Annotated in this window: 17 protein-coding genes and 1 riboswitch; of the genes, 15 read left to right on the top strand and 2 right to left on the bottom strand. The window is 41.7% G+C overall.

From position 1 onward, the window contains the following. Window positions 1–17 precede the first annotated feature (17 nt). The 5 genes from HCJ66_RS00405 (at window position 18) to HCJ66_RS00425 (ending at window position 6,007) form a co-directional block, all read left to right on the top strand. The gene (locus tag HCJ66_RS00405; RefSeq protein WP_187131368.1) at window positions 18–1,058 is read left to right on the top strand and encodes an aspartate-semialdehyde dehydrogenase; all 1,041 of its coding nucleotides are present in this window, start codon (window positions 18–20) and stop codon (window positions 1,056–1,058) included. A 28-nt stretch (window positions 1,059–1,086) separates the two neighbouring features. After that, window positions 1,087–2,310 carry an aspartate kinase gene (dapG, locus tag HCJ66_RS00410; protein ID WP_187131369.1) on the top strand — a complete coding sequence of 408 codons (1,224 nt, stop codon included), beginning with the start codon at window positions 1,087–1,089 and terminating at the stop codon, window positions 2,308–2,310. Window positions 2,311–2,314: 4 nt separating this feature from the next. Beyond that, the gene (gene dapA / locus HCJ66_RS00415; RefSeq protein ID WP_187131370.1) at window positions 2,315–3,196 is read left to right on the top strand and encodes a 4-hydroxy-tetrahydrodipicolinate synthase; all 882 of its coding nucleotides are present in this window, start codon (window positions 2,315–2,317) and stop codon (window positions 3,194–3,196) included. Between the two features lie 18 nt (window positions 3,197–3,214). Further along, a complete protein-coding gene (locus tag HCJ66_RS00420; RefSeq protein ID WP_187131371.1) occupies window positions 3,215–4,885 on the top strand; it encodes a ribonuclease J in 1,671 nt (556 codons plus the stop codon). 471 nt (window positions 4,886–5,356) lie between these two features. Then, window positions 5,357–6,007 (top strand): DUF4352 domain-containing protein, encoded by a 651-nt coding sequence (locus HCJ66_RS00425; protein WP_187131372.1) that lies wholly within the window; start codon window positions 5,357–5,359, stop codon window positions 6,005–6,007. Between the two features lie 226 nt (window positions 6,008–6,233). Here the strand turns inward: HCJ66_RS00425 and HCJ66_RS00430 are convergent, their stop codons facing one another. After that, window positions 6,234–7,835 carry an ABC-F family ATP-binding cassette domain-containing protein gene (locus tag HCJ66_RS00430; RefSeq protein ID WP_036094093.1) on the bottom strand — a complete coding sequence of 534 codons (1,602 nt, stop codon included), beginning with the start codon at window positions 7,833–7,835 and terminating at the stop codon, window positions 6,234–6,236. 429 nt (window positions 7,836–8,264) lie between these two features. Continuing rightward, a riboswitch (TPP riboswitch) is annotated at window positions 8,265–8,373 on the top strand. 79 nt (window positions 8,374–8,452) lie between these two features. Here HCJ66_RS00430 and thiT point away from each other — a divergent pair. The 9 genes from thiT to HCJ66_RS00475 all read left to right on the top strand — a co-directional run bounded on the left by thiT (window position 8,453) and on the right by HCJ66_RS00475 (window position 17,745). Further along, the gene (gene thiT, locus HCJ66_RS00435; protein WP_187131373.1) at window positions 8,453–9,013 is read left to right on the top strand and encodes an energy-coupled thiamine transporter ThiT; all 561 of its coding nucleotides are present in this window, start codon (window positions 8,453–8,455) and stop codon (window positions 9,011–9,013) included. A gap of 569 nt (window positions 9,014–9,582) precedes the next feature. Beyond that, a complete protein-coding gene (locus HCJ66_RS00440) occupies window positions 9,583–10,767 on the top strand; it encodes a betaine/proline/choline family ABC transporter ATP-binding protein (protein WP_187131374.1) in 1,185 nt (394 codons plus the stop codon). Window positions 10,768–10,785: 18 nt separating this feature from the next. Then, window positions 10,786–11,439: an ABC transporter permease gene (locus HCJ66_RS00445; protein WP_187131375.1), complete on the top strand. Its 654-nt coding sequence runs from the start codon at window positions 10,786–10,788 to the stop codon at window positions 11,437–11,439. A 1-nt stretch (window position 11,440) separates the two neighbouring features. Beyond that, window positions 11,441–12,361 carry an osmoprotectant ABC transporter substrate-binding protein gene (locus HCJ66_RS00450; protein WP_187131376.1) on the top strand — a complete coding sequence of 307 codons (921 nt, stop codon included), beginning with the start codon at window positions 11,441–11,443 and terminating at the stop codon, window positions 12,359–12,361. Window positions 12,362–12,376: 15 nt separating this feature from the next. Beyond that, a complete protein-coding gene (locus HCJ66_RS00455) occupies window positions 12,377–13,048 on the top strand; it encodes an ABC transporter permease (RefSeq protein WP_187131377.1) in 672 nt (223 codons plus the stop codon). 63 nt (window positions 13,049–13,111) lie between these two features. Then, a complete protein-coding gene (locus tag HCJ66_RS00460; protein ID WP_187131378.1) occupies window positions 13,112–13,615 on the top strand; it encodes a kinase in 504 nt (167 codons plus the stop codon). A 78-nt stretch (window positions 13,616–13,693) separates the two neighbouring features. After that, window positions 13,694–14,023, top strand: coding sequence for an ArsR/SmtB family transcription factor (locus HCJ66_RS00465; RefSeq protein ID WP_187131379.1), 330 nt, complete (start codon window positions 13,694–13,696; stop codon window positions 14,021–14,023). Continuing rightward, window positions 14,020–14,430: an SRPBCC family protein gene (locus HCJ66_RS00470; protein WP_187131380.1), complete on the top strand. Its 411-nt coding sequence runs from the start codon at window positions 14,020–14,022 to the stop codon at window positions 14,428–14,430. The genes HCJ66_RS00465 and HCJ66_RS00470 overlap by 4 nt, the downstream gene beginning before the upstream one ends. A gap of 144 nt (window positions 14,431–14,574) precedes the next feature. After that, a complete protein-coding gene (locus tag HCJ66_RS00475) occupies window positions 14,575–17,745 on the top strand; it encodes an ATP-binding cassette domain-containing protein (protein WP_187131381.1) in 3,171 nt (1,056 codons plus the stop codon). A 62-nt stretch (window positions 17,746–17,807) separates the two neighbouring features. Here the strand turns inward: HCJ66_RS00475 and HCJ66_RS00480 are convergent, their stop codons facing one another. Next, window positions 17,808–18,095 (bottom strand): hypothetical protein, encoded by a 288-nt coding sequence (locus tag HCJ66_RS00480; protein WP_187131382.1) that lies wholly within the window; start codon window positions 18,093–18,095, stop codon window positions 17,808–17,810. A gap of 155 nt (window positions 18,096–18,250) precedes the next feature. On the opposite strand from HCJ66_RS00480, the gene HCJ66_RS00485 reads away from it, so the two are divergent. Further along, window positions 18,251–19,708: a SulP family inorganic anion transporter gene (locus HCJ66_RS00485; RefSeq protein ID WP_187131383.1), complete on the top strand. Its 1,458-nt coding sequence runs from the start codon at window positions 18,251–18,253 to the stop codon at window positions 19,706–19,708. Window positions 19,709–19,726: the final 18 nt, after the last annotated feature.

A 19,726-nucleotide genomic window follows, 5' to 3' on the forward strand; every position in this document is an offset into this window, starting at 1 on the left:
ATCTAGGGGGAAATAGAATGACAAAAAGTTATCACGTAGCCGTTGTTGGTGCGACTGGCGCTGTTGGGACTCAAATGATTCAATTACTGGAAGATGTGAGTTTTCCGATAAAGGAAGTTTCGTTTTTATCTTCGGCGCGTTCTGCTGGTAAAAAATTGACGTTCCGCGGGGAAGAAGTTGTCATTAAAGAAGCAATGCCGGATAGTTTTGCAGGTGTGGATATTGCTTTGTTTAGTGCTGGCGGTTCTATTTCTGAACGTTTTGCGAAAGATGCTGTGGCGCATGGTGCGATTGTGATTGATAATACGAGTGCGTTTCGGATGCATCCTGATGTGCCACTTGTTGTTCCTGAGGTGAATCCAGAGGCTTTGCGTGATCATAAAGGCATTATCGCGAACCCGAACTGTTCGACGATTCAAATGGTCGCGGCGCTTCAACCGATTCGTGCGGCTTATGGCCTAAACCGGATTATTGTGTCGACGTACCAAGCCGTTTCTGGTTCTGGTATTCAAGCGATTGAGGAGTTGCAAACGCAGTCCCAAGCCATTTTGAGTGGGGAAGAGTTTACGCCTGCTGTGATGCCGGTGAAAGGTGACAAGAAACATTTCCAAATCGCGTTTAATGCGTTGCCACAGATTGATGTTTTCACGGATAATGACTATACATACGAAGAGATGAAGATGGTCAATGAAACGAAGAAAATCATGAGTGATGCGTCGATGAAAGTGGCGGCAACATGTGTGCGTATTCCGGTTGTCACAGGCCATTCGGAGTCTGTTTATATCGAAGTGGAGCAGGATAATGTGAAGGTTTCTGAAATTCAAGAACTTCTGCGCAATGCCCCGGGTGTTGTTTTGGAGGATGATACCGCGAACCAAGTTTACCCCCATGCAGCGAGTTCTGCTGGCAAAAAAGAGGTTTTCGTGGGGCGCGTTCGTCATGACTTAGACGATTCGAAAGGGTTCCACATGTGGATCGTATCGGACAATTTGTTAAAAGGTGCTGCTTGGAATTCGATTCAAATTGCTGAATCTTTAATCGAACAAGAAATCATCTGAAAAACGCGAAATAATTGAGGTGTAACACATGAAAATTATCGTGCAAAAATTTGGTGGGACTTCCGTTCAGAACGAGGAGTCCCGCCAGCTTGCATTTAATCATTTACAAAATTCGATCGATCAAGGCTATAAAGTGGTCGTCGTTGTTTCAGCGATTGGCCGAATAGGTGATCCATATGCGACGGACACATTGCTTGAGCTCATCGGCGCGAAGGAAACGCGGTTGTCGTTACGCGAACAAGATATGTTGCTTTCTGTCGGCGAAACGATTTCTACTGCGGTGTTCACAAATATGCTTTTGGAGGCTGATATCAAAGCGACGGCGTTTTCAGGCGCACAAGCTGGTATCAGGACATCTGGCGAATACACGGCTGGCAAAATTTCCGAGGTCGATGTGACGCGTTTACGTGAAACATTGGAAACGGTGGATATCGTTGTTGTGGCTGGTTTCCAAGGAAGCGCGCCAAATGGGGATATTACAACGCTTGGCCGTGGTGGTAGCGATACGTCTGCCGCAGCACTTGGCGTCGCACTTGCCGCCGAACGGGTCGATATTTTTACGGACGTCGATGGCATGTATACGGCTGATCCGCGAATCGTGAAAAACGCGCGTTCGTTACCGACTGTGAGCTATAATGAAGTTAGTAATATGGCTTATCAAGGTGCTAAAGTGATTCATCCGCGTGCCGTTGAGATCGCGATGCAAGCCAAGATTCCGCTTCGCATTCGCTCGACCTATTTGAAGGGTGAGGGGACGCTTGTCACATCGCAAACTGAGGTCAGTGGTCGTTTTGACGTGAAAGAACGCCTCGTCACTGGTATCGCGCATGTGACGAACTTGACGCAGCTTCGTGTTAAAACGGATAGTGTGCATACGCAACAGAAAGCTTTCGCTATTTTAGCTGAGGCAAGTATCAGTTTAGATTTTATTAATATATCAACAAACGAAATCGTGTTCACCGTGCCAGAACGAAAGCGTGAGCATGTGTTGACACTTTTAAAAGAAGCATCCTACGTGGCAGAAACGACCGAGAACTGCGCGAAAGTCTCTATTGTTGGGGCTGGCATCGCCGGTGTCCCAGGAGTTACCGCCAAAATCGTGTCCGCCTTATCCGCGAAAAACATCGCTATTTTGCAATCCGCAGATAGTCATACCACCGTTTGGATTCTAGTGGAAGAAATGGATTTAATCGCCGCCGTGAACGCACTTCATGACGAATTTTGCATTGAAAATGAGTTGGAGGAGGAATAACATAATGGATTTTGGAAAAGTAGTGACAGCAATGGTGACGCCGTACAATTCCGAGAAAGATAAAGTGTGTAAAAAAAGGATTCATCGCTTAGTCAACCACCTCATTGAAAACGGATCGGATGGACTTGTAGTGGCCGGTACGACCGGGGAATCACCAACGATTTCGCATGATGAAAAAATCAAGCTTTTCAAACAAGTCGTGGAAACAAACCAAGGTCGCGCGAAAATTATTGCGGGGACGGGTTCGAATAACACAGCCGAAACGATTGCCTTCACGAAAGAAGTAGAAGAAATCGGTGGGATTGATGCGGTTTTGATTGTGGCGCCATACTATAATAAGCCTAACCAAGCTGGCCTTTACGCCCATTTTGCAGCAATTGCGGAGGCGACGACGTTACCAGTGATCATTTATAACATTCCGAGCCGTTCGATTGTGAATATCGAGCCGGAAACGATTATCGAGCTTTCAAAAATCGAGAACATCGTTGCGGTCAAAGAATCTAGCGGTAATTTTGACAATATCACGAAAATTATCGCAGAAACTGGTGACGATTTCGCGGTGTATAGCGGTGATGATAGCTTTACCTTGCCAATTTATGCGCTTGGAGGAGTCGGCGTTATTTCGGTTGCGAGCCATATTATCGGGCCTGAAATGCAGACGATGCTTCGCGCTTTTAATGAAGGCGATACGAAAAAAGCCGCGCAGATTCATGGCAAACTCGTACCGTTAATGAATACGCTATTCATCGCGCCAAATCCAGCACCAGTGAAACATATGGTCAACAAACTCGGCGTTGACGTTGGGCACGTAAGATTGCCACTCGCGCCGTTAACAGAAACAGAGATAACAACTATCGAAACAGTATTCAAAAATTATTTAAAATAAGAGGAAGGAGGAATAACTTTGACAATTAAAAAAGCAAAACACATTAAGATTATCCCACTTGGCGGTGTAGATGAAAGTGGAAAGAATTTATACGTTGCAGAAGTGGATGAATCGATTTATATTATGGATGCAGGTTTGATGTTCCCAGAAGACGAACTATTGGGCATCGACGTCGTTATTCCAGACATTAAATACTTAGAGGAAAACCAAGATCGGATCGAAGCTATTATCTTAACGCACGGTCACGAAGACGCAATCGGAGCTTTACCGTACCTTCTTGCCAAAATTAAAGCACCAGTTTACGGGACAGAACTGACGATTGCGCTCGTTAAAGCAGCATTAAAAGAACATAAAAAAGTTCGCTTCAACGACTTCCATATTGTTGATGAGAAAACGAAATTATCGTTCCCGAATGTGGATGCTGAGTTTTTCCGTACAACACACTCGATTCCTGATTCCGTGGGGATTGTTTTAAACACAAGTGAAGGCGCGATTGTCTATACAGGCGATTTCAAATTCGATCAATCAGCAAAATTAGGTTATGAAACAAGCTTAGGTCGCATCGCTGAAATCGGCGAAAAAGGCGTGCTTGCTTTACTATCTGATAGTTCCGAAGCAGAACATGCTGGCGCTACATCCAGTGACAGCCTTATTGATGAAGAGATTCGCCACGCTTTCCATTCCGCGCCAGGTCGCGTTATCGTTGCGTGCGTCGCCTCTAATTTGGTTCGTTTACAACAAGTTCTGGATGCATCGTTCGCGACAAACCGCAAAGTAGCAATTGTTGGGAAAGAACTAGAACGCGTTTTTGACATCTCTGTGAAGTTAAACAAGATTCAATTACAAAGTGAAGATCTCGTTATTCCACTAAAAGAAGCGAAGAAACTACCGCAAGACAAACTGGTTATTATTGAAACCGGTAATCTCGGCGAACCAATCCAATCATTACAACTGATGACACAAGGTAAGCATCCAAAAGTGAATGTCGAAAAAGGCGATACAGTTTACATCACAACAACGCCATCGCCATCATCAGAAACTATTTTGTCGAAAACGATTGATATGCTTTATAAAGCGGATGCAACCGTACTGACGATGAACCGCGATTTATTCGTATCTGGTCACGGTAGCCAAGATGATTTGAAATTAATGCTAAACTTAATAAAACCAAAATACTTCATTCCAGTTCACGGCGAATATCGTATGTTGATTGCCCACGCTAAATTGGCGTATCAAGTCGGCATTCCAAAATCAAACGTATTCGTAGCTGGAAAAGGCGAAGTCATCGAATATAAAAATGGCCGTATGACCGCTGGAAACCGCGTGTTTGCAGGCAATACGTTAATCGATGGACTTGGTGTAGGAGATGTAGGTAACATTGTATTACGCGATCGTAAACTGCTATCAGAAGACGGCATTTTCATCGTTGTTATCACGTTGAACCGTAAATCTAAAGCCATTATTTCAGGACCAGAAATTATCTCACGTGGATTCATCTATGTTCGCGAATCCGAGCATTTGCTTGAGAAATCATCTGAGGTCGTGACAAAAATTGTTGAGAAGAATTTACAAGATAAAGAATTCGAGTGGGCGAAGCTAAAACAAGATATCCGCGATCAGCTGAATCGCTACTTGTTTGAACAAACGAAGCGTCGTCCGATGATATTGCCGATTATAATGGAAGTTTAGAGAATAGCTGAAACGGCCCGTTCAGCTCCGAAAAAAACTGGGGCGGCCGCAATAAAAACCCACACTTGGTTTTTTGTGGAGGGCGTGAAGTTTTCGAGGAGTTGGCCCTTGAACTAGATCTGAGGCGTGAAACATGACGCTGCGCATGATTAGATGCTTTAAAACATGGAGTTTCAATATTTGAGTTGTGATGATTCAGAGCTTGGCGTATAAGAGCCACGGGTGGATTACATGCTCGCTACGCTCTCATGCATATTGAGGCTCTAAATCGGCAAATGATGCCTCATAAGAGCCACAACAACAAATTTCATATCGACAGAAAACGTCGCCTTAACTCCAAATTCCAAGGAGCTAAGGCGACGTTTTTCATGAATAAAATTTTGCAAAGATTAATTTAGCAAAAGATGCTTTATTAGAACTTCAACATGTGGTATAGTACAAGAATAACAATCAGGCAAGGGGAGTTAAAATATGGCCATTTGGTTAACATTATTGGGTTTTGCATTTCTAGCATTCATCGTTGGACTCATCATGCTATTCGCCCAATCCAAACGCAAAATTGGAATTTACGTCGTAAGTGGCGCCAGTCTTATTATTATCGCCTCTATTATTGGCGTATTTATCTCATTTGGCAACTACAATAAGTTGCAGCAACAAGTCGCAAGTTATACTTCTGACAGCAAGACTGGAAACACAAAATCAGAGGGCAAGGAAACATACAATGTGAACTGGCACAACAATGCAGACGGAATGGACAAGAAAATTTCAACCGTCACCGTCGAGAAAAAAGTCGTCCACTCAACAATGGAAGACAAGGATATGCCAGGTACATTAACAATCGCTATTGAGATTAAAAACAACACAAAAAACGAATTGCTAAGCTACCCGTTGCAAGGGGAGTTAACGACAGTCAATGGTCAGCAATTAGCGGCTGATATTATTCTATCGGATCTTATCGATGGCAAAATGAAACCAGGAGCAACAATTAAAGGTACCATCGTGTTCCCGCTTGATAAACTGGATAAAGTATCGGATATCGAATGGTTCCAATTTTCATGGTCAACGTATAATAAGGATAAATTGATTAAGAGTGATACAGGACGACTTAATTTGAAAAAATAACAAATAATGCTTTCTTATCGGAGAAATTCGGTGGAAAGTATTTTTTTGTCTGGGAGAAGGCCTCATTCATGAAGCAGATGCAGCCTTGGCAACCAATTTATTTTTAGTCGCAGAAATCTACTCAAAATTCGGTTTTGAAATCATGGAAACTATATTATGAGTAGAAACATAAAAGCAGTAGAACAGCCATTTCAGAGGCCATTCTACTGCTTTTTAAGCGTTTATCTTACTCTGTCACATTCAATGCTTCAGCAAGATACTCATCATATGAAATTTCTTTATTGTAGAACTGATCTTTCGAAAGGTTGACGATACGGGTCGCGACACTTTGTAAGAACTGGTGATCATGGGATGCGAAAATCATCGCGCCTTTAAACTGAATCATACCGTTATTTAACGCAGTAATCGATTCTAAGTCTAAATGGTTGGTAGGTTCGTCCATAAGGAGTACGTTTGCGCCAGAAAGCATGTTTTTCGATAGCATACAACGAACTTTCTCACCACCGGAAAGAACACGAACTTTCTTCAATACTTCATCGCCACTAAATAGCATACGGCCAAGGAAACCGCGAAGGAATGCTTCACTATCGTCTTGTGGGGAATATTGACGTAACCATTCTACAAGGTTCAAATCATTTTCCTCGAAGAATTCGGAGTTATCTTTCGGGAAATAGCTCTGCGTTGTTGTTACGCCCCATTTATATTCACCTTCATCGGGTTCCATTTCACCAGCAAGGATTTGGAAAAATACTGTCTTTGCAACTTCATCATCACCAACAAGGGCAACTTTGTCATTACGATTAATGATAAAGCTAACGTTATCAAGCACTTTCACGCCATCAATCGTCTTAGAAAGGTTCGTTACAGTAAGGAGATCATTCCCAACTTCGCGGTCAGGATTGAACTGTACGAACGGGTAGCGACGGCTAGAAGGTTGGATATCCTCCAGCGTGATTTTATCGAGCATTTTCTTACGGCTGGTCGCTTGCTTAGATTTCGAAGCGTTGGCCGAGAAACGTGCGATAAAGGCTTCCAATTCCTTGATTTTCTCCTCTTTCTTCTTGTTGCGATCGCCCATCATTGTTTGCGCTAACTGGCTAGACTCGTACCAGAAATCATAGTTACCAACATAGAGCTTAATTTTGCTGAAATCAAGATCGGCAATATGCGTACAAACTTTATTAAGGAAGTGACGGTCATGGGAAACAACGATAACCGTATTTTCAAAGTTAATTAAGAATTCTTCTAACCAATGGATTGCTTTGATGTCCAGATGGTTGGTAGGCTCATCGAGAAGCAAGATATCAGGTTTGCCAAACAGCGCTTGTGCTAGCAAAACTTTCACTTTGTCGCCACCAGTAAGGTCTTTCATTAGTTTATCATGTAAATCGGTCGTAATTCCAAGACCGCTAAGTAGAACTGCTGCTTCTGGTTCCGCGTCCCAACCATCAAGCTCTGCAAATTCACCCTCAAGTTCTGCCGCCCGAATACCATCTGCATCACTGAAATCTTCTTTTGAATAAATCGCATCTTTTTCTTCCATGATTTTAAATAATTGCTCATGTCCGCGAATAACGGTTTTTAGAACAACTTCCTCATCATATTGGAAATGATCTTGCTTCAAAACGGTCAAGCGTTCGCCAGCAGGAATATGCACGTTACCACTTTGCGAATCAAGCTCACCAGAAAGTACCTTTAAGAAAGTAGATTTACCAGCGCCGTTCGCACCAATAAGACCGTAACAATTCCCTGGTGTAAATTTAATAGAAACATCTTCAAATAATTTTTTATCGCCAAAACGTAAAGATACATTATTTACAGTTAACATTTTCGTCCTCCCAAATTCGCGCGTTTTCAACTGAAATTTTCATATTGAATGCCAAAAACGCAATTACTCCTATTCTATCATGAATAAGCACGCATGGAAAGAGCAGGGGACTGGACTTTCTAAAAAATGCTGTTATAATAAAAATCAGATAAACAAATAAGTCGCCGAGATTACAAATGCTGGTGGGTTTATTTGGATATCCATGATTAGAAATTATTCTATTGAACGATAGACCGCAAAACTACTGTTATCACGTAGGAGCTGTCTTCGCTTTAAGCAAATTGAGCGAAAGCGTTTGTATTTCACTAGTTCCGTGGAAGCCGGAAGCGGAGTGTACGACTGTACATGAGAACCGGAAGTCCGCGGAACTAGTGAAATGCGAGCGCTTGTCGCCAATTTATCTAGAGTATGATCTATTCATGAATAGGACGTTACCACAGGGGGGGCTATTAGCTGAGATTGATTCCTGATTTTTAGGATTCTGACCCTTTGAACCTGTTCGTTAATACGAGCGTAGGGATTGTGGCGAATGAAGTGGTATCTGATACATAATTTGACGATATGACTCCTTTCTTCTGCGGTACGTTTTTTACCAAAAAAAGAGAGGGGTATTTTTTATGCGTAATACGCGATTATTGACGATGTTAGAATGTGCTATTTTTGCTGCATTAGCAATGGTTCTCAGTTTTATTCCGCTTGATATTGGATCTTCTTTTTCGATATCGCTTGGTATGATTCCGATGTATATTATTGCGATTAGACGTGGCTTTTGGGCTGCTGGTTTTTCTGGGTTATTGTGGGGGTTACTTCATTTTGTGACTGGAAAAGCCTATATTTTGAGTCCGTTACAAGGATTTATCGAGTATATCGTGGCTTTTGCGTTCATCGCTTTTGCTGGTGTTTTCGCGGTACAAGTTCGTGGCTATTTGAAAGAGGAGAAATTAGGTAAAGCGATTGGCTGGGCTTGGGGTACGATGATTGTCGGTGGTGTGGCACGGTATTTCTGGCATTATCTCGCCGGTGTTTTGTTTTGGGGAGCATACGCGTTCAAAGGTTGGTCCGCACAAATATTCTCGCTTGTGATGAATGGAATCAGTTGTATCGCGACGATTATTGTAGCTGGAATCATCGTTTCAATCCTGATGAAAATTTCACCGAAGCTATTCTTGCCTAAATAATTATGGAAAATAGTGTATGATTATTCTTTTCTGTGTTAATGAAGACAGGAGAAGATGATCAAAGTACTACCTAAAAGTGGAGCCATTTTTCGATTTTGCGAATTCAAGTCCATATCCATATCCGAATAAAAAGCCTCCATTTTCACACACAAATCCTCATTTTTATAAGAAATTTTAAAAGTTCCCTAAGTGCCTATGAGTAGTGTATTTGGTGGAGCTTTTTTCTATCTGAATAGGGACATATGAGGCAGGAGGGTTCGCTTTTTGATTTTGGTTACGTTATAATGAGGTTTAGAAAGGGCTGTGTTATTTGGAATAGAATCAACATTTTGATTTCTTACTCGCTATAACTGTGTTCTAAATTATACAACCAGTTAAAAGTTGAGAAGCGCTAATTCCCAACTTTTATTTCTTTTTACTGATAAGTTTTTCCATCATATTCTTTTGTTCTATGAAATGTTTCGTTATAGGCAGGGGTGGGAATACATACGTCGTGGATCAATGGGTTCGTTGATTCAAAGCTTTCACACTAGCGATATGCTAGCTAATTAAACTCGGAGGTGTCTAGATTGCTAAGATTTGAGCATGTTTCAAAAATTTACAAGGGCGGTAAAACGGCGGTCAATGATCTAAACTTAGATATTGATCGTGGCGAATTTATTTGTTTTATCGGGCCAAGTGGTTGCGGGAAGACAACAACGATGAAGATGATTAACCGCTTAATTGAGCCAACAAATGGCCAAATTTTTATTAATGACAAAGATATTATGAAGGAAGATCCGGTGAAATTGCGCCGTTCGATTGGGTATGTGATTCAGCAAATTGGACTGATGCCACATATGACGATTCGTGAAAATATTGTACTTGTTCCGAAGCTTTTGAAATGGTCGGAAGAGAAGAAAAATGAGCGGGCGTTGGAATTGATTAAATTGGTCGATTTGCCTGAAGAGTACTTAGATCGTTATCCGTATGAGTTAAGTGGTGGGCAACAACAACGGATTGGTGTGCTTCGTGCGCTTGCTGCGGAACAGAATTTGATTTTGATGGATGAGCCTTTTGGTGCGCTTGATCCAATTACGCGTGATTCTTTGCAAGAGGAATTCAAGAATTTGCAACGGGAACTTGGGAAGACGATTATTTTCGTTACGCATGACATGGATGAAGCTATCAAACTCGCGGATCGGATTGTGATTATGCGAGGTGGCGAGGTCGTTCAATTCGATACGCCAGATGAAATTTTGCGAAATCCAGCTGATAAATTTGTGGAAGACTTTATCGGGAAGGATCGCTTGATTGAGGCGCGTCCAAACGTGACGAATGTAGAACAAATCATGAATAATACGCCTGTTTCGATTACGGCGGATAAATCGCTTCAAGCGGCGATTCAATTGATGAAAGAGCGCCGTGTTGATACGCTACTTGTGACGGATGACCAGAATGTGTTGAAAGGGATTATTGATGTCGAAGCAATCGAGCATAATCGCCGGACTGCGACATCGGTTGTTGATATTTTGGATAAAAATGTTTTCTACGTTCGAAAAGATGCGCTATTACGCGATACGATGCAACGGATTCTAAAACGTGGATTTAAGTATGTCCCTGTTGTGGATGAGAAAAACCGTTTAGTTGGGATTGTGACGCGCGCAAGTCTTGTAGATATTGTCTATGATTCCATTTGGGGCGATTTAGAAGAAGCTGCCGCAGAGCATGCTGAGGTAACGAAAGAACTTGAAAAAGAAGAAGTGCACGAATAAAATAGGAGGTTATTTTTAATGGACGCGATAACGCAATTTTTCCAAGACAACGGCCATGACCTGCTAGTAAAAACGTGGGAACATCTCTATATTTCGCTATCTGCGGTAATTTTGGGGATTGTTGTGGCTGTACCGGTGGGCATTCTGTTAACACGCTCGCCAAAAATCGCCAATTTTGTGATCGGGATTGTTAGTGTGTTACAAACAGTGCCGTCGCTTGCAATCTTGGCTTTTATTATTCCAATTCTAGGCGTTGGTAAAATACCGGCGATTGTGGCACTATTTATCTATTCTGTGCTGCCAATTATGCGAAACACATTTATCGGTGTTCGTGGCGTAGACAAAAACTTGATCGAATCCGGACGTGGAATGGGGATGACATCTTGGCAACTCGTCAAAAATGTCGAACTTCCTAACTCGATTTCCGTGATTATGGCTGGTATTCGTTTATCCGCTGTATACATCATTGCGTGGGCAACACTTGCCTCATACATTGGTGCGGGAGGACTCGGTGACTTTATCTTTAACGGGTTGAACTTATATCGTCCAGATTTAATTCTAGGCGGTGCGATTCCGGTTACGATTTTGGCACTATTAGTCGAATTTTTCCTAGGCAAATTAGAAGTTCGGATTACACCAAAGGCGATTCGAGCAGCTAAGGAGGGACAGTAAAATGATGAAAAAACAGCTCAAACTCACCGCTGTCATCTTGCTTGGCGTATCTCTCTTATCGGCGTGTGCCTTGCCAGGACTCGGCGGTAGCACAGATGGCACGATTAAAGTGGGGACGATGTCGACAACAGAATCACAGATAGTAGGCAATATTGTGAAGCAAATGATTGAGCACGATACAGATTTAAAAGTAGAAATGGTAAACAATCTCGGTTCTTCCGTCGTGCAACACCAAGCGATGGTAAACGGTGATATTGATATCTCGGCAACGCGTTACACTGGAACGGATTTAGTAGGACCGCTTGGTGAAGAGCCTTTAAAAGATCCAGAAGAAGCATTGAAAGCCGTACAAAAAGGGTTTTCTGAGCGTTTTGATCAATATTGGTTCGATTCATATGGTTTTGCGAATACGTATGCCTTTATGGTGCGTCAAGATACCGCAAAGAAATATAATTTGAAGACAATTAGCGATATGCGTCCGGTAGAAGACCAACTTGTAGCGGGTGTTGATAATTCCTGGATGGAGCGTGCCGGTGACGGTTACAAAGCCTTCTCCAAAGAATACGACATCACATTCAAGAAAATTTTCCCGATGCAGATTGGTTTGATTTACACGGCTTTGAAAAATGATCAAATGGACGTCGCGCTTGGTTATTCGACAGATGGCCGGATTCCAACGTATAATTTGGTTGTATTGAAAGACGATAAGCAGTTCTTCCCACCGTATGATGCGTCTCCAATGGCTACAGATGCTATTTTAAAAGAACATCCAGAGCTGAAAACAACGATTAACAAATTGGTTGGCACGATTTCAACGGAAGAAATGCAAAAGTTGAACTATCAGGCGGATGGCGAATTGAAAGAACCGTCGATCGTTGCAGAAGAATTTCTAAAAAAACATAATTACTTTGAAGATAAATAAGGAGGTGTCGACAAAATGGATACATTTTCACAACTCATTGACTATTATCAAAACAATGCAACATACGTGATGGAAGCATTCTGGCGGCATTTCTTGATGAGTGCTTACGGCGTTATTTTTGCAGCAATTGTCGCGATTCCACTGGGGATTTATATTGCTCGCAAGAAAAAATTAGCGGGCTGGGTCATCCAAACCGCGAATGTGATTCAAACGATTCCTGCCTTGGCGTTACTTGCGATGTTGATGCTCGTGATGGGACTCGGAACAAATACGGTTGTCCTTTCCTTATTCCTCTATTCGATTTTACCGATTCTAAAAAACACCTACACGGGTATTCAAAACGTGGATGGTGCGCTACTTGAATCAGGAAAAGCAATGGGAATGACGAAATGGCAAGTATTGCGTATGATTGAAATACCATTGGCGCTATCCGTTATTATGGCAGGGATTAGAAACGCTCTTGTTATTGCGATTGGTGTAGCGGCAATCGGAACGTTTGTTGGCGCAGGCGGACTTGGCGATATTATCGTCCGTGGAACCAATGCGACAAACGGAACCGCGATTATTCTAGCTGGGGCGATTCCAACCGCATTGATGGCCGTTATGGCTGACGTACTGCTAGGCTGGGTCGAGCGAAAACTAAACCCAGTGAAGAACAAAAAGAAAAAATTTGCCGAAGTATTATAATCGAACACGGAACTATCGACTCTTAATCGAGGAGGTAGTTCTTTTTGATGAGGAGGAATCTAGATGGAACCAAAATTGATCATTATTCGCGGAAATTCTGGAAGCGGCAAAACAACCGTCGCAAACAAGTTGCAAAAGATGCTCGGTCCTGGCACGCTAGTCGTTTCGCAAGACACCGTCCGCCGCGATATGCTACATGTAAAAGATCGCCACGGGAATCCGAGTATTGGCCTCATTCGACTCATTGCAGAATTTGGAAAAAGTAATTGCCATTACGTCATCGTGGAAGGCATTCTCGGCAAAGCAATTTATCAAGAAATGCTCCACGCGCTTATCGGTTTTTTCGAAAATAATGCCGATGTCTACTATTTTGATCTTCCATTTTCCGAGACTGTAAAACGGCACCACATGAAAGCAGATGCGCAAGAATTCGGTGTTGAAAGGCTAGAAGAATGGTGGCTAGCCAATGATTTTCTAAGCGTTGAAAATGAAACAATTTTAGATGAGAAGTTATCTGAAGCAGAAATTATAAGCCTGATTTTAAAAAATTGCCAAACAAAAAGTTGACATATTACCATTTGGTGTCGTATAATAAATATGACAATAAAAGGTGTCCTATTTTCAAAAAGAGAAAAGGTGGTGTGTATGCCGAGCGAAAAAGACCAAGTAAGGGATGTCTATGGTGCTATTGCCGACCCAACGAGGCGAAAGATACTTCAAATGCTGACAGAAGTGGAAGAACTGCCCCTATACGAGATAACGGTTCATTTTCAAATGGGCCGCACAGCCGTCTCGAAGCATTTAGCTATTTTGAAAGAAGCCGATCTTGTGGTGGCGCGAAAAGTTGGTCGTGAAACCAGATACCGGTTAAATGCCAAGCCGCTGCAAGAAATTCAAGATTGGGTATCGTTTTATGAAAGATTTTGGAAAGAACGAATGTTAAAACTAAATCAATTATTGGAGGAAGAAAAATGAAACCAGATGTATCATTAGATTTTCAATTCACAAGCTCAGTAGAAAAAGTATGGCATGCGCTAACAGACTCAGATATGCTTGCAAAATGGATTTGGAATAACGATTTTAAAGCGATTGTTGGACACAAATTCCAATTCCGCGCAGAACCATCCGAATGGTGGGACGGCATTGTGGATTGTGAAGTGCTTAATATCGACGAGCCAAACTCCATCACATATACGTGGGCAAGCGCTGGCGAAACAACAACAGTAACGTGGACATTGACAAAAAACGCTGATAATACGGTACAATTAAAGCTAGACCAAAGCGGTTTCAGCGAAGAAACAAAAGCGCGTCCAGGTGCAATCGAAGGCGCGACATATGCATGGACTGAAATGGGTAATAAACTAGGAACTATTTTAGCATAAAGTGTGTAAATAGAGTGCAATTCTGAAATGGGATTGCACTCTATTATTGTGAGAAACTATTCGAAAGTTGAAGTTACATAGCCATTTGTGCGATAATTAGGATTCAGCATACGACTAGATTGAAAGAATGGGGAAGATACCACTATGAAAATAAATCAATTAATCGCGAACAATATTAATCATCTAGATACGGTATTACCACCAGATAAATCACTGGGGATCGCTGGTTTGTCTGGATCAGGGAAAACAACTTTCTGCCAAACGATTGGTGAGGAATCCAAGAAACGCCTCGTGTCATTATTACCGAAAGCGGAATATCAATATTTATTTCCTGAGATTATGGATACGAATTTCAGCGCAATCAAGATGGAGGAAATGCCGCTCGTCCTGTTTCTTGGAAAGTCTTCTATTTCCTCGAATCCACGCTCTACAATCGGGACGCATACCGGTGTTTTTAAAGAAATTCGTGTGACAATGACAGAAAAATTCGACTTATCGCCAGAATTATTTTCGTTTAATAATGTGCTAGGTTGGTGTACGGGCTGTAAAGGGCGCGGCAGTAATAGTAACGTGACGTGTAAAAAATGTGACGGTAAGCGCTTTAATCCTGAAGTTGAGACCTATAAAATCGAATTATTAGGCAAAGAACATAGTATTTCTGAGGTTAATAATTTGAGCATGGAAACATTACTCTCGCTTAAAGACGAATTAAACTTTAGCGAAGGCAAACAGCATATTCTGCAAAATATTATCAATATGAATATCGGCTATTTAACGCTGAATCGCATCATGGGAACCTTATCAGGCGGTGAATTAACGCGACTTTATCTGGCGGAATTCATGGCAACGAGTGAAAATACCGTGATTATTATCGATGAAATTTCAGTCGGTCTTGATCACCAAACCTTATTAAAGATTCTAGAACAAATTAAACAATTAGGCTACAAAAACCAGATTTGGTTGATTGATCACTCGGATACCGTACTTGATGCAACGGATGAGCAGCTATTTTTCGGTCCAGGTAGTGGGAAATATGGTGGTAAAATTGTAGAGGAGTCGCCACGGCCAGCACCAGTGCTTGTTGGGACGAATCAAGAAGCACCAGCGGAATACTATCAATTTAAGGAGTTGCACTGTCGCAATATTCAAATGGCAGAAATCCAAATCCCGAAAAATAGACTTGTCACTTTTACGGGCGAATCAGGATGCGGAAAATCGACGCTTGTCAACGAATGTATCGCAAACGATTTTCTAAAACGCTATCCGAAAGATAAACTAGTTATGGTCGGTCAAAATCGCAATCAATCGATCACGAGTCGTTCAACAGTCGCGACATTTCTTGATATTAAGAAAAAACTGACGAAATATAGCGATGATATTGATGCTATTTTTGAACGTTCGATTGAGGACATTATCGAGGAGTTACCGAAGCAAGATCTTGCGCACAAACGCTTGAGCTTATTAATAAAATTAGGACTTGGCTATCTGACGCTAGAAAGAAAAACACAGACGCTCTCCACAGGGGAATTTCAATGTGTGCATCTCGTTTCGGAACTTTTTTCAGGGGCTAAAAATCCGCATACGTTATTCATTTTTGATGAACCGTCGAAAGGTTTGTCGCAAAATATTTTAAACCAGTTTATCGATAGTATCCGCGTTATTTTAGAGGATGAGTCTGTGTCCATGGTGATGATTGAGCATAATGATTACATGCTGGAGGCTTCGGATTTCATAGTTGATTTCGGCAAACGGCAAACCGCACCAGTCGAAACATTGGATATCGTAACGAATGAAGATTTCTACCGCCAAAAAAGCGGAGAAGTGAGCGTAAAGCCAGCGCCGATTTCTTCTACGCTCAAGTCGCAAACCGGTATTCATTATTTAGAAGAGAACCCTATCGACTACTTCAAAAATGCAGAAAATGTCTATAAAGGTGGTATTTTGAAGAGCTTGTCATCTATGGCTCGCTTGATTTATGGCGAATTCGAATCAGAGAAAATTGCGCCTGTTGTGGCAATTGATTTGGAACGACATTTGTACAGTCAATATAGTTTTCTATTTGAAATGGGTGGACTTATTAATCATATCGTGGCGTCCCATCCTACGAATAAAGATACGAGAAGTTTCGATTTTTATTCAGCAGATAATCATTGCCCATATTGTTCGGGTCGTCGCGTGATCGAAGCATTTGATTTCGATGTGGTGATTGAAGACAAAGATGCGCCATTCTGGGAAGGTATGCTGCACCCAGAAGTGATGAAAGTGTTAGAGTTTTTCCAATTCCAGAAAATCGAGTTTTTGTTTGAGGAAATTAAGAATGAGCTGGGTCAGGATTTGAGTAAACCTTATAGCAAGCTGACCGAAGCTGAAAAACATACATTCTTATACGGTTACTGGGAAAAATCGTTCTATGATAAAGCGGGCAAGGCAACAAGAACTTGGCAAGGTTTTAACCAAATTATCGGTCGCTATATCGTTATTTCTAAATCGATTATTAAAGAACAAATGAAGGAAACTAGAAAAGCGGTGACATGTCCGATTTGCGAGGGTAGCGTTCTTGGTCATCACAAAAAATTAGCGTTTGGCGAAACAGATATTCGTGAGCTAATTCAGCAACCTGTAGACCAAGTGATAGCAACAGTAGGCGCGTTACCAGAACTCATGAAAATCAAAGAAATCGTTGGTGGAGAAATGCCGCTTACAGAAGATGTATCCTTACTTCCAAGAGAAAAGCAAGTCGCCTTGAAAATGCTAGAATTAGAGCAAGCAAGCTTTGTCGGCTATGAAATGGTGCTGCAAAATGCTGTACCATTCTGGGATCAAATCGAAGCTAACATCACGGCAATCAGTCGTAAAAACCAAGTCACAATTTGTGATTTTCCGAATATCAAGGAGACAAGAGAAACGATCATTGATGCCTATTTTGTCAATGGGAAATATAAAAAGCTGACGTACGTTTATGAAGCTTTCGGTTATAAAAAAATCGTCACGCAAATCAATAAAGTGAAGAAAGCCCAGCCGTGCCCGTTTTGTAAAGGTAAGAAAGTAATCTCAGAAGACGGCCTGCATGATGGGGTTCAAAAATTATCGATACCGTGCGTGACATGTTCCGCAACCGGAATTAACGAAGAAGGCCTGAAGGAAACGGTGGAAGATATTGCGATAGGCACTTGGTTGACGGGGAAAGTAAGCGATGTGGTCGCGGAGAGTTCGCTAACAGAAGAAGTAGCTGATATCCTCATTTTCAATCGTATCCGTGAGTTGAACAAACAAGAAATGATGGCAGTTTATGCATGCTTAGAACAAAATAACTAATACAACCAAAAAGCCCAGTGTCTGCCGAATTCCAACGGGTAGACACTGGGCTTTGCTTCTTTTTAAAATAAAGTGATAAAGTAGATGATGATATAAATAACGCCGATAATAGCCGGGATAATCGAAGCCATCATCAGGAAAATTTGATACATCGGTTTGCGCTTCATCTGCATTCCTTTAATGCTCAAATAAAATCCTAGGCAACCAGAAGCCCCCATTAAAATCGCGACAATAAATAATAAACTCTCTGGCCATTTGACATTATACATAAGATACAAACAAATATAACCGAATAAAATAAGTAAAATATTAATATCAACGAGCGCTTTCCATTTCTCATTTTTAGGCATACGTGTTCCAACTCCTTACACAAGCAAGTATAGCTAAAATCGCGCGGGTATGCAAGTGGTGACGCATAATGACTCTTTATTAAAATGATTTTCTATGCTACGATGGAAAGACTCAGATTCATTTTTACGAGTAAAAAAAGTTGGGGGTTTCAAGGATGTTATTTAGTTTACGAAAAAATGAGTGGTTTGGTAACTTACGAGGGGACATTTTATCTGGCATAGTCGTTGCTTTTGCGCTCATTCCTGAAGCCATCGCTTTCTCTATTATTGCAGGTGTGGATCCAATGGTAGGCCTCTACGCTTCCTTTACAATGGCTGTTGTTATCGCTTTTATTGGCGGACGACCGGCCATGATTTCAGCGGCTACTGGAGCCATGGCGCTTTTAGTAGTCGACCTGGTAAAGGATCACGGTTTGCAGTATTTATTAGCTGCTACTATTTTGACGGGGATTATCCAATTGCTGTTTGGCTATCTAGGCGTCGCCAAACTTATGCGTTTTATTCCTCGATCCGTGATGATTGGGTTTGTGAACGCGCTCGCTATTTTAATTTTTATGGCGCAGTTAAAACAGTTGCAAGCGGCTAACTGGGTAATGTATGCCATGGTTGGTGCGTCTTTGCTTCTATTGTACGGCTTGCCTAAATTTTTCAAAGCGATTCCAGCGGCGCTTATTGCGATTATTGCCATGACATTCGTTAGTGTCATTTTCCACTTGGATGTAAAAACTGTTGGGGATATGGGCGCACTTTCTAGTTCATTGCCTGTTTTTTTGTTTCCATCGATTCCATTTACGCTTGAAACGCTTGGGATTATCTTACCGACAGCTATTGGGCTTAGCGTCGTTGGTTTATTAGAATCTCTCTTAACAGCCACAATCATAGATGACATGACAGAGACAGAAAGCAATAAGACGAGAGAGGCGAAAGGTCAAGGAATTGCGAATATTGTAACTGGCTTTTTTGGCGGTATGCCCGGTTGCGCCATGATTGGTCAGTCGATGATTAATGTGAGTTCTGGTGGTCGCAAACGATTATCTACTTTTACGGCAGGCGTATTTTTAATGTTCCTGATTCTAGTTCTAGGTAATTGGGTTGTGCAAATTCCGATGGCTGTGCTCATTGCTGTCATGATTACCGTTTGTATTAGCACGTTCGATTGGCATAGCTTTGAGTATATCAAAAAAGGACATTATACAGATACAGCGGTTATGATTATCACGGTCCTGACTGTCGTATTCACACATAACTTAGCGATAGGTGTCATTATAGGTGTGGTTCTTAGCGCAGTCTTATTCATGGTCAAAATTTCAAAAGTGAAAGTGGACATTATTCCAAAAGAGGACGGTAAGGTTGTGTACCGAGTGAAAGGCCAACTTTTCTTCGCCTCTGTTGATAATTTCGTCAATGCTCTTTCTATAAAGACAGAGAATAAGCGTGTATTATTGGACTTAAGTGAACTCCATATATGGGATGACTCGGGCGCTGAGGCTATTTATAAAGTAATCCTGCAATTTGAAAACGATGGGAATACAGTACGAATGGTCGGCCTAGACAAAGAAAGCCGCCGAATGATGCGTCAATTAAGAAGCTATCTAAAAAATAGTTTCCGTTAAGGGGGAGGAGAGAGTCGA

The organism is Paenilisteria portnoyi, assembly GCF_014322795.1.
GTDB classification, from domain to species: Bacteria; Bacillota; Bacilli; order Lactobacillales; family Listeriaceae; genus Listeria_A; species Listeria_A portnoyi.

What these genes read in the sequence shown, in the direction of transcription:
- HCJ66_RS00405 (WP_187131368.1), top strand. Translation starts at nt 18, where the DNA reads ATGACAAAAAGTTATCACGTAGCCGTTGTTGGTGCGACTGGCGCTGTT.
- dapG (WP_187131369.1), top strand. Translation starts at nt 1,087, where the DNA reads ATGAAAATTATCGTGCAAAAATTTGGTGGGACTTCCGTTCAGAACGAG.
- dapA (WP_187131370.1), top strand. Translation starts at nt 2,315, where the DNA reads ATGGATTTTGGAAAAGTAGTGACAGCAATGGTGACGCCGTACAATTCC.
- HCJ66_RS00425 (WP_187131372.1), top strand. Translation starts at nt 5,357, where the DNA reads ATGGCCATTTGGTTAACATTATTGGGTTTTGCATTTCTAGCATTCATC.
- HCJ66_RS00430 (WP_036094093.1), bottom strand. Translation starts at nt 7,835, where the DNA reads ATGTTAACTGTAAATAATGTATCTTTACGTTTTGGCGATAAAAAATTA.
- thiT (WP_187131373.1), top strand. Translation starts at nt 8,453, where the DNA reads ATGCGTAATACGCGATTATTGACGATGTTAGAATGTGCTATTTTTGCT.
- HCJ66_RS00445 (WP_187131375.1), top strand. Translation starts at nt 10,786, where the DNA reads ATGGACGCGATAACGCAATTTTTCCAAGACAACGGCCATGACCTGCTA.
- HCJ66_RS00450 (WP_187131376.1), top strand. Translation starts at nt 11,441, where the DNA reads ATGATGAAAAAACAGCTCAAACTCACCGCTGTCATCTTGCTTGGCGTA.
- HCJ66_RS00455 (WP_187131377.1), top strand. Translation starts at nt 12,377, where the DNA reads ATGGATACATTTTCACAACTCATTGACTATTATCAAAACAATGCAACA.
- HCJ66_RS00460 (WP_187131378.1), top strand. Translation starts at nt 13,112, where the DNA reads ATGGAACCAAAATTGATCATTATTCGCGGAAATTCTGGAAGCGGCAAA.
- HCJ66_RS00465 (WP_187131379.1), top strand. Translation starts at nt 13,694, where the DNA reads ATGCCGAGCGAAAAAGACCAAGTAAGGGATGTCTATGGTGCTATTGCC.
- HCJ66_RS00470 (WP_187131380.1), top strand. Translation starts at nt 14,020, where the DNA reads ATGAAACCAGATGTATCATTAGATTTTCAATTCACAAGCTCAGTAGAA.
- HCJ66_RS00475 (WP_187131381.1), top strand. Translation starts at nt 14,575, where the DNA reads ATGAAAATAAATCAATTAATCGCGAACAATATTAATCATCTAGATACG.
- HCJ66_RS00480 (WP_187131382.1), bottom strand. Translation starts at nt 18,095, where the DNA reads ATGCCTAAAAATGAGAAATGGAAAGCGCTCGTTGATATTAATATTTTA.
- HCJ66_RS00485 (WP_187131383.1), top strand. Translation starts at nt 18,251, where the DNA reads ATGTTATTTAGTTTACGAAAAAATGAGTGGTTTGGTAACTTACGAGGG.